Annotated in this window: 9 protein-coding genes; 4 read left to right on the plus strand and 5 right to left on the minus strand. The window is 64.6% G+C overall.

Going from position 1 to position 9,619, the window contains the following annotated elements:
* Window positions 1–201: hypothetical protein (locus tag ACVOMF_RS19250; RefSeq protein ID WP_481510692.1), on the plus strand; the 201-nt coding region annotated here is incomplete at its 5' end.
* A gap of 183 nt (window positions 202–384) precedes the next feature.
* Here ACVOMF_RS19250 and ACVOMF_RS19255 read toward each other — a convergent pair.
* The 4 genes from ACVOMF_RS19255 to ACVOMF_RS19270 form a co-directional block, all read right to left on the minus strand.
* Window positions 385–3,240 (minus strand): valine--tRNA ligase, encoded by a 2,856-nt coding sequence (locus tag ACVOMF_RS19255; RefSeq protein WP_481510693.1) that lies wholly within the window; start codon window positions 3,238–3,240, stop codon window positions 385–387.
* A 29-nt stretch (window positions 3,241–3,269) separates the two neighbouring features.
* Window positions 3,270–3,458: a YqaE/Pmp3 family membrane protein gene (locus tag ACVOMF_RS19260; protein WP_057627321.1), complete on the minus strand. Its 189-nt coding sequence runs from the start codon at window positions 3,456–3,458 to the stop codon at window positions 3,270–3,272.
* Between the two features lie 12 nt (window positions 3,459–3,470).
* A complete protein-coding gene (locus ACVOMF_RS19265; protein WP_481510699.1) occupies window positions 3,471–3,896 on the minus strand; it encodes a DNA polymerase III subunit chi in 426 nt (141 codons plus the stop codon).
* A 111-nt stretch (window positions 3,897–4,007) separates the two neighbouring features.
* Entirely contained in the window at window positions 4,008–5,480 is a 1,473-nt protein-coding gene (locus ACVOMF_RS19270; protein ID WP_481510694.1) for a leucyl aminopeptidase, read from the minus strand.
* A gap of 105 nt (window positions 5,481–5,585) precedes the next feature.
* Here ACVOMF_RS19270 and lptF point away from each other — a divergent pair, with 105 nt between their 5' ends.
* Both lptF and lptG read left to right on the plus strand, forming a co-directional pair.
* Entirely contained in the window at window positions 5,586–6,671 is a 1,086-nt protein-coding gene (lptF, locus tag ACVOMF_RS19275; RefSeq protein ID WP_481510695.1) for an LPS export ABC transporter permease LptF, read from the plus strand.
* Window positions 6,668–7,774, plus strand: coding sequence for an LPS export ABC transporter permease LptG (lptG, locus tag ACVOMF_RS19280; protein WP_481510696.1), 1,107 nt, complete (start codon window positions 6,668–6,670; stop codon window positions 7,772–7,774). The genes lptF and lptG overlap by 4 nt, the downstream gene beginning before the upstream one ends.
* 242 nt (window positions 7,775–8,016) lie before the next feature.
* On the opposite strand, the gene ACVOMF_RS19285 is transcribed toward lptG, so the two are convergent.
* Entirely contained in the window at window positions 8,017–8,478 is a 462-nt protein-coding gene (locus ACVOMF_RS19285; RefSeq protein ID WP_481510697.1) for an RDD family protein, read from the minus strand.
* A gap of 71 nt (window positions 8,479–8,549) precedes the next feature.
* Between ACVOMF_RS19285 and xerD the strand changes: the two genes are divergently transcribed.
* Complete coding sequence (xerD, locus tag ACVOMF_RS19290; protein WP_481510698.1) at window positions 8,550–9,527, plus strand: site-specific tyrosine recombinase XerD; 978 nt, start codon at window positions 8,550–8,552, stop codon at window positions 9,525–9,527.
* The last annotated feature ends 92 nt before the right edge of the window (window positions 9,528–9,619 follow it).

A 9,619-nucleotide genomic window follows, 5' to 3' on the forward strand; every position in this document is an offset into this window, starting at 1 on the left:
ATGCTAAAAGCCAAAAAACCAAAAGCCAAAAGCCAAGAGCCAAGAGCCAAGAGCCAAGAGCCAAGAGCCAAGAGCCAAGAGCCAAGAGCCAAGAGCGCCCTCATCCGCCCTGCCGGGCACCTTCTCCCGCAGACGGGAGAAGGGAATGCGCAGATCTTCCTGTTCTGCGGACTCCCTTGGCAATCGGCATTGTGTGCTTGAGCGCAAGGATTGCAGCCAACTCACAGAATCGCATGACGCATAGCGGTCCCTTCTCCCGCCAGCGGGAGAAGGTGCCCGGTAGGGCGGATGAGGGGGCTCTTCGTTCCTTGCTCGTTGATCGTCAACGCACAAAAGAAAACGCCGCCCAAAGGCGGCGTTTTCCACAACAGCAACCAACAAGCCTTACAGCTTCGCGCGCTGCTCCTGCAGGCCGGCCAGCTGGCTGTTCCAATCAACCAGACGTACACGCTCCTGCTCAACCACCGCCGCCGGCACTTTGTCGGTGAACTTCGACAGCTTGACCTCGCTCTTGTCCTTTTCCGAAGAAACGCGGGCGATTTCCTTGTCCAGGCGCGCACGTTCGGCATCCAGGTCAACCAGGCCTTCCAACGGCACCAGCAGCTTCAACTCGCCGACAATGGCAGCCGCGGCCGGTGGCGTCACCGCATCAGCGGCCAGCCAGTCGATGCTTTCCAGTTTGAGCAGGAAGCGCAGCTGTGAGGCGAAACGATCGAGGCGGGCGCGATCGGTAGCCTGTCCGCCCTGCAGCAGCAGGCGAACCTGCTTGGACGGCGGTACGTTCAACTCGCTGCGCACGCGACGCAGGGCACTGACCATGGTCTTGAACCATTCCACGTCGACCTCGGCCTGCGCGTAGTCGCCGCCAAATTCTTCCGCGGTCGGGTAGGCGCGCAGCGACAACGACTCGGCGTTGATGCCAAGACGCGGTGCCACCTGCTGCCACAACTGCTCGGTGACGAACGGGGTCAGCGGGTGCAGTAGGCGCAGCACTGCTTCCAGCACGTACAGCAGGGTGTGGCGGGTGCTGGCAGCGTCCTCGGCATTGTCGCCGTTCAAGGCCGGCTTGGTCAGCTCCAGGAACCAATCGCAGAACTCGTTCCAGACGAACTCGTACAGCGCCTGCGACAACAGATCGAAACGGTAGTCGGCGTAGTGCTGCTGTGCTTCGGCCGAAACCTTGGCCAGGCGTGCAAGGATCCACTTCTCGGCATCTGTATTGGCGGCAGGCGTACCCTCACCCCCAGCCCCTCTCCCGGTGGGAGAGGGGAGCACGAAGCCCTCGGTGTTCATCAGGGTAAAGCGGCTGGCGTTCCACAGCTTGTTGCAGAAGTTCTTGTAGCCCTCGGCGCGGCTCATGTCGAACTTGATGTCGCGGCCATGGGTGGCCAGCGCGGCGATGGTGAAGCGCAGCGCGTCGGCGCCGTGGGCGATGATGCCGTCCGGGAATTCCTTGCGCGTGGCCTTCTCGATCTTCTCGGCCATCTTCGGCTGCATCAGGCCGTGGGTGCGCTTGGCAACCAGGTCGTCGATGCTGATGCCGTCGATGATGTCCAGTGGATCCAGCACATTGCCCTTGGACTTGGACATCTTCTGGCCCTGGCCGTCGCGGATCAGGCCGGTGATGTAGACGTCCTTGAACGGGATCTGGCCGGTGAAGCTGTCGGTGGCCATGATCATGCGCGCCACCCAGAAGAAGATGATGTCGAAGCCGGTGATCAGCACGTTCGACGGCAGGTAGCGGTCGAAACCGCGCTCGGCCATCGCCGCTTCGTTCGGCCAGCCCAGGGTGGAGAACGGCCACAGCTGCGAGGAGAACCAGGTCTCCAGCACGTCGCTGTCCTGAGTCAGCAGCACGTCGTCGCCGAGCCCGGCCTTGGCGCGGGCGTCGGCCTCGTTGCGGCCCACGTAGCAGTTGCCGGCTTCGTCGAACCACGCCGGGATGCGGTGTCCCCACCACAGCTGGCGGCTGATGCACCAATCCTGGATGTTCTCCATCCAGTGGCGATAGGTGTTGATCCAGTTGCCCGGCACGAACTTGATGGAGCCGTTCTCCACAAGCTCCAAGCCGCGCTTGGCCAGCCCGTCCATCTTCACGAACCACTGGTCGGTCAAATAGGGCTCGATCACCTGGCCGGTGCGGTCGCCACGCGGCACCTGCAGCTTGTGTGCCTTGGTCTCGACCAGGATGCCCAGGTCTTCCAGCTCGGCCAGGATCACCTTGCGTGCTGCGTAACGGTCCAGCCCTTGGTACTGCTGCGGGGCGTTCTCGTTGAGCGTGGCGGTGGTGGTGAACAGGTTGATCATCGGCAGGCTGTGACGCACGCCGACCTGGTAGTCGTTGAAGTCATGCGCCGGGGTCACCTTGACCACGCCGGTGCCGAAGGCCTTGTCGACGTAGTCGTCGCCGATCACCGGCACGCTGCGGCCGGTCAGCGGCAGGGTCACGCTCTTGCCGATCAGGTGCGCGTAGCGGCTGTCTTCCGGGTGCACCATCACCGCGGTATCGCCTAGCAGGGTTTCCGGGCGGGTGGTGGCCACGACCAGGTAGTTGCGGGTTTCGCGCAGGGTTTCGTTGCCGTCGGCATCCACTTCGACGTGCTCATAGCTGGCACCGTCGTTGAGCGCATACGCGATCGACCACATGAAGCCGTCTTCTTCAACGCTCTCCACTTCCAGATCGGAAATGGCGGTCTTCAGCACCGGGTCCCAGTTGACCAGGCGCTGGCCACGGTAGATCAGGCCCTGCTCGTGCCAGCGGAGGAAGGACTCGATCACCGCCTCGCTCGGGCCCGGGTCCATGGTGAAGGTGCTGCGCGACCAGTCGGCCGAGGTGCCGAGGCGGCGCATCTGGCCTTCGATCACGTTGCCCGAATGCGCCTTCCACTCCCACACCTTGTCGATGAAGCCGTCGCGGCCCAGCGAGTCGCGGGTTTCACCCTTGCCTTCCAGCGCCAGATTGCGGCTGACCACCATTTCGGTGGCGATGCCGGCGTGGTCGGTACCCACCTGCCACAGCGTGTCGTAGCCACGCATGCGGTGGTAGCGGATCAGCGCATCCATCAGCGTCTGCTGGAAGGCGTGGCCCATGTGCAGGGTACCGGTCACGTTCGGCGGCGGCAGCAGGATGGTGTAGGGCTCGCCCTTGCCGGACGGCTTGAACAGGCCGGCCTTCTCCCACGACTCATAGAGCGCGGTTTCAAAGGATCTGGGGTCGTAGCTGGAGGCGAGTTGGGTCATGCGGGGAACCGGTAAAAGCGGGAGGGGGATCAGCGGCCGAGTGCGCGCTGGATCTTTTTGTCGGTGTGGTACTGGCTGACGGCATATGCAGCCCAGATGGCAGCGGGAAGCCAGCCAATCAAGGTGATCTGCAGGATGAGACAGACAATGCCGGAAATCGGACGGCCAATGGTGAAAAAGGCCAGCCACGGCAGCAGGATGGCAATCAGCAGGCGCATGCGTGTAATCCCTTACATGTCGTATTTGTTGAGCGTGTAGTCGGCGGCCTTGTACTGGCGCCAACGCTCACGCAGCGGCTCGCGCGCTGCCGGATCGGCCGGTACCACTTCCAGCACGCGGTCGCAGGCACCCAGGTAGGGCTCGTCACGCAGGTTGATCACCAGCGGGCGTTCCGGCGCATCGGCGCCCGGGGTGGCGATCAGCACGATGGCCTCTTCCTCGTCCACGTCCTCACCGATGATCTGGTGCGGGATGTAGGCGTCCGGGTCGAACGACCACAGCAGCTCGTCCAACTCCTCGGCCTGGGCCTGGTCGCGGGCCAGTACCAACGTGTACAAACCGCCGTCGTTGGCCTTGCGCGCAAGTTCGCACACCAGCTTCAGTGGCTCGGTGAGAAAGCGCGGCTTGGCAATCAGGTAGAAGTCGGCACGCATCAGGTCACGAAGAAGTAGAGGGAAGAGGGTGCAACACCGGGGTCAGAGTCGGGTTGTTCCGGGTAAAACCCGGCTCAGGCCCACTTTCCAACCCCGGTTTTGTCCAGAACTTGCTTAGGCAACGCGATCCAGCAGCCACTGGGTCAGCAGGCCGACCGGGCGACCGGTGGCCATGCCGCGCTTGCCTTCATCGCTGGCTACGCCGGCGATATCCAGGTGCGCCCAGCGCTGGCCTTCGGTGAAGCGCGACAGGAAGCAGCCAGCGGTGATGGCACCAGCCCAGCGGCCGCCGATGTTGTAGACGTCGGCAAAGCTGGAATCCAGCATGCCCTGGTACTCGTCCCACAACGGCAGGCGCCAGGCGCGGTCGAACACGTTCTCGCCAGCGGCGGTCAGTTCGTTGGCCAGGTCGTCGTGCTTGCTCATCAGGCCGGCGGTTTGGTGGCCCAGGGCCACCATGCAGGCACCGGTCAGCGTGGCAACGTCGATCAGCGCGGCCGGCTCGAAGCGCTGCGCATAGGTCAGCGCGTCGCACAGGATCAAACGGCCTTCGGCGTCGGTATTGCCCACTTCGATGGTCTTGCCGGACATCGAGGTGATCACGTCTGACGGACGGTAGGCGTTGCCGTCGATGGCGTTTTCCACCGCCGGCACGACTACCACCAGGTTCAACGGCAGCTTGGCCTTGACCGTGGCGACGAAGGTGCCGATGACGTTGGCGCCACCGCACATGTCGTACTTCATTTCCTCGATGCCACCCTGGGTCTTCAGGTTGACGCCGCCGGTATCGAAGGTGATGCCCTTGCCGACCAGCACGTAGGGCTTGGCGTCACCGCCATTGCTCCACTTCAGCACGACCAGCTTGGGACGGTTGGCCGAACCACGGGCCACGGCCAGCAGCGAGCCCATGCCCAGCGCTTCCATCTGCGCCTCGTCCAGGATCTCGGCTTCGGCACCGTCGTGCTCGGCGGCGAACTTGACCGAGGATTCAGCCAGGTAGGCCGGGGTGCAGTAGTTCGGCGGCAGGTTGCCCAGCTCGCGGGCGTATTCCACGCCGGCGGCAATGGCCTGGCCCTGCAGCAGCGCGGTTTCGTCGCTGCTGGCGATGGCCAGCGACTCCAGACCCGGCGCTTCCGGCTTCTTCTTGCCCAGGGTGGCGGTGTAGCGGTAGCTGGCGTGATTGGCGGTGATCACTGCCTGACGGACGTTCCAGGCGGCATCGCGGTCGCCGACTTCCAGTTCGTTCAGGGTGAACAGCGCGCTGCGGGTGTTGCCGGTCTTCAGGGCGCGGGCGGCGTCGCCGGCGGCCTTCAGGTACTGCACCACGCCGAACTTGGCCGGGTCGCCGAGGCCAACCACCAGCACGCGGGCGGCGCTGACGCCGGCCAGATCGTGCAGCAGGGTGGTGTTGCCGGTCTTGCCGCCAACATCACCGCGCTCGATCAGGGCGGCCAGACGGCCGCCGGAAGCTGCGTCCAGGGCCTGTGCGGCCGGGGTCAGCGACTTGTCAGAGAAGGCGCCAACAATGACGCAATCCACCTCGGCGGAGACCGGGGCGGCGTGGTTCAGGGTGAATTCCAGAGACATTGATCAGATTCCGTTGCCAAATCCGTACAATCGCAGGCTGTATACGCAAGGCTATGGAGGCCCTGCGTTCTGCGGACTAAACCGAGAGTTTAAACCACCGACCCTATGGCGAAGCTTGACCGCTACCTTCTGAGTGACTTCCTCCAGAGCTTTCTGGCTACTTTGACCGTACTTCTGGTAGTCAGCATGGGCGGTGTGCTGGTCGACATCCTCGGCCGCATTGCCGATGGCCGCATCCCAGCCGGGCTGATGCTGTCCCAGCTGGGCCTGCAGTTCATCGTCTACCTGCCCATCATCCTGCCCCTGGCGCTGATGCTGGGGCTGGCCCTGTCGATCGCGCGGCTGTACCGCGATTCAGAAATGGCGGTGCTGACCGGCGTTGGCGTCGGCCCCAAGCGCCTGCTCAAGCCGATCCTGCTGTTGACGGTGCCGGTGGTGGCGCTGGTTGCTGCCTGCTCGCTGTGGCTGGGTCCCTGGGCCGACCGCAACGCCGAGCGGATGCTGCAGGAAGCCAGCCGCAGCATGGTGGTGGCCGGGCTGGAACCGGGCCAGTTCACCCCGCTGGCCGGTGGCGGCATTGTCTATCTGTCGTCATTGACGGGCGACGGCACCAAGATGGGCAAGGTATTCATGCAGCGTCAGAAGGAAGGACGTATCGACGTGGTATCGGCAAACAGTGGCGCGATGTTCTTCGAAGGCGAGCGCCAGCGCTACCTGCGTCTGGAAGACGGCTATCGGGTCGAAGGCCCGGAAAGCGGAGCCCTCGACTACCGGCTGATGCGCTACGCGCGCAACGAAGTGGCCTTGCCGGACCGCGAGGAAGTGCGCGACCAGAATGATCCGGAAATGCTCACCACGAGGCAGCTGCTCGGCGATGACCGGCCTGAGGCCAAGGCCCAGCTGCATTGGCGCATCACCCCGCCGCTGCTGGCCCTGGCATTTGCCCTGCTGACCCTGCCGCTGGCGCGCAGCGCGCCGCGCCAGCAGCGTTACGGCCGCATCATGGTCGCGTTCCTGGCCTATACCGTGGGCGTGAGCCTGAGCATTCTCGGCCGCCAGTGGCTGGCCGCGGGCAAGCTGCCGGTGGATGCCGGTATGTGGTGGTTGACCCTGCCGTTGCTGCTGTTGGCGCTGTGGCTGTATTTCCGTGATGGGCGCTTGAGTCGTCGCCGTGCGGGGGCAAAGGCATGAGGTTGCTGCCGCGGATTCATGACGTTTATGTAGGCCGTACCGTGTTGCTCACGGTGCTGGTGGTGTGGATGGTGCTGTTGGGCCTGGACGCGATCATGGCCTTGTCCGGTGAGGCCGGGAAAATCGGCCAGGGCCACTACAGCTTCGGTCATGCCCTGGCATGGGTGGCGTACACCTTGCCGCGTCGTGCCTACACCATCTTTCCGATGGCTGCGGTGATTGGCGCGCTGATGGGCCTGGGCCAGCTGGCCGCAACCTCCGAACTGACTGCGCTGCGTGCGATCGGCGTGTCGCGGCGGCGGATTGCGGTGTCAGTGGCGATTGCGCTGTCACTGTTGACCGCGTTGATGGTGGTCAATGGCGAAACCCTCTCGCCCTGGGCGCAAGGCCGCGCTGATGCCTTGAAAGCCAGTGCACGTTTCAATACCGATATGGCCACCGCCCGCTATTCGGGCCTGTGGGCGCGTGAAGGCGATACCTTCCTCAACGCGCTGACTGGCGAAGAGCAGCTCAGCGCCGATGGTCAGTCGACCTTGCTGCTGCATGACGTGCGTCTGTATCAGCTGAGCGAAGACGGGCGCTTGCTGAGCCTGACCTACGCCAGGACCGCACGCCACGACAGTCAGGGCTGGGTGTTGGAAAGCGTGCGCCGCGATACCTTCGGCGAACGCTCGGTCGAGCGTCAGCAGCTGCCCAGCGAAAAGTGGGCTTCGCAGTTGGATGCGTCTGCGTTGGCTTCTGGCCTGGCCAAACCACGCAACCTCGGTGTAGGCGAGCTCAAGACCAGCATCGACTACCGCAAGCGCAATGGCCTGGACGCGCGCGAGTACGAAGACACCTATTGGGGCCGCTGGTTCTACCCCTTGAACGTGTTGGCGCTGTGCCTGGCGGCGGTGCCGTTCGCGTTTGGTTCGCTGCGCAGTGGTGGCATGGGCAAGCGCCTGTTCCTGGGCATGCTGTTCGCGCTGGGCTTTCTGCTGTTGCAGATGTTCTTCGGGCGCATGGCCGGCGCACTGAAGTTTGATTACCGCATCGCCTATGCCTTGCCGCCGCTGTTGATGCTGGTCATTTCCGGCTGGTTGTCACGACGCCGGGTGGGCTAGTGCAGGGTAGAGCCGCGCCAAGCTCGGCTGCAGCTTTCCCGGTAGCAGGTCTTGGCGGGCCAGGGGGGGGCCGAACAAACGGGCAATTTGGGTGAGCCCCCCCCCCCCGCCGGGGGGGCGTGGGGCTGGGTCGCGCCGCCCCCGGGGGGTGTTATGTTTCCCCGTTCGCTGGCGTGCCCCTGCTGGGCGGGCCACTACATCTCGGCAATGATGGTAGAGCCCCTGCCGAGCATGGCTCGGCACTACAGTTTCGTTAGTCGGGTGCCGCTCAGGCGGTCATGCAGGGTCAGGCGCTCGTGGTCGAACAACGCCCAGATGAAGCCGATACCAGCCAGCAGCAGCGACAACGTGCCAAGTACGTAGCGCTTCCACAGCTGCCCCCGGCTGGGTGCTCGCCCGTCAGCGGTTTGCAGGCGCAGCCGCCACGGGCGCATGCCCAGGGTCTGCCCGCCGCGCTTCCAGCTTTCGGTGGCATAGAGCCCGGCAACCAGCCAGCAACTCAGCCATAACAGCCATTGCAGGGCACTGAACGGATGGATGTTCTCGCGGCTGGCATGGCCGGCCAGTGCGTAGCCGACGGTGAACAGCGCCGAGACCAGCATCCACAGCGCCAACACCGGCCACAGGTCGTAGAACAGCGCGGCCAGGCGGCGCAGCAGCAACGCGGAGGGGCGGGGCGATTCGGCAAGGGCGGGCGTGCTCATGGGCTGAGCATACGGTTTGTGTCGGCACGCGTGCATGGGCAGTCGTGGAAGCAGGGCTTATCCTTGCGCCGATGTCCGCGTCCCTGACCCCTGCCGAACGCCGCCAACTGGTGCAGCAATTGCCGCCGTTGCGCGATGCTGATGACCGTTTGATCCAGCGCTTTCTGGATGCGATCTGGGCCGAGAATGGCTTGGCCCGGGCTTCGCTGGACAGCTATCGGCGCGATCTTGAAGGCTTGTCGCGTTGGCGCGACGGCGCCAGCGACGGCCTGGCCGGGATTGATCGTGCGGGCCTGTTTGATTACCTGGCCTGGCGCACCCGCCACGGTTGGACCGCGCGCAGCAATGCGCGCCTGCTGTCGGTGCTGCGCGCCTTCTTCGGCCAAGCGCTGAAGCGTGGCGAGCGCAGTGATGACCCAGCTGCGCTGCTGGAATCGCCCAAACTGCCGCGCTCGCTGCCCAAGGCCTTGGCCGAAAGCCAGATCGAGGCGCTGTTGGCAGCGCCAGACACGGAAAGCCCGGTTGGCCTGCGCGACCGCGCGATGCTGGAGCTGATGTACGCCGCTGGCCTGCGTGTCAGTGAGCTGGTCAACCTGCCCGCCAATGCGGTCAATCTGCGCCAGGGCGTACTTCGGGTCACCGGCAAGGGCAGCAAAGAGCGTTTGGTGCCCTTGGGTGAGGAATCGCAGTACTGGCTGGAGCGCTATCTGGCCACGGCGCGGCCGCAGCTCACCGGAGGCAAGCCGGTTGCGGCCACGTTGGCGGGGCAGGTGCCATTGTTTGTGGACATCGACCGTACCCCATTGAGCCGGCAACAGTTCTGGGCCTTGGTGAAAGCCAGCGCCGCGGTGGCCGGCATTGACCCAGGCAAGATAAGCCCGCACGGCTTGCGGCACAGCTTTGCTACCCATCTGCTCAACCACGGCGCCGACCTGCGCGCGCTGCAGATGTTGCTTGGTCACAGCTCGTTGTCCACCACCCAGATCTACACCCTGGTCGCACGCGAACACCTGCAGAAGCTGCATCGCAAGCATCACCCGCGTGGGTGAATCTGCACGGCGCTGGGGCTGTTTTGTGGGGGCGGGGGGGGGCCCGCGGGCGCGGGGGGCAGAGGTTTTGGGGGGGGGGGTGGGTGGGGTGT

The sequence above is a fragment of the Stenotrophomonas sp. STEN022 genome (assembly GCF_056760155.1).

Coding starts and splice junctions, on each gene's coding strand:
- lptG (WP_481510696.1), top strand. CDS start 6,668: ATGAGGTTGCTGCCGCGGATTCATGACGTTTATGTAGGCCGTACCGTG.
- lptF (WP_481510695.1), top strand. CDS start 5,586: ATGGCGAAGCTTGACCGCTACCTTCTGAGTGACTTCCTCCAGAGCTTT.
- ACVOMF_RS19255 (WP_481510693.1), bottom strand. CDS start 3,240: ATGACCCAACTCGCCTCCAGCTACGACCCCAGATCCTTTGAAACCGCG.
- ACVOMF_RS19285 (WP_481510697.1), bottom strand. CDS start 8,478: ATGAGCACGCCCGCCCTTGCCGAATCGCCCCGCCCCTCCGCGTTGCTG.
- xerD (WP_481510698.1), top strand. CDS start 8,550: ATGTCCGCGTCCCTGACCCCTGCCGAACGCCGCCAACTGGTGCAGCAA.
- ACVOMF_RS19260 (WP_057627321.1), bottom strand. CDS start 3,458: ATGCGCCTGCTGATTGCCATCCTGCTGCCGTGGCTGGCCTTTTTCACC.
- ACVOMF_RS19270 (WP_481510694.1), bottom strand. CDS start 5,480: ATGTCTCTGGAATTCACCCTGAACCACGCCGCCCCGGTCTCCGCCGAG.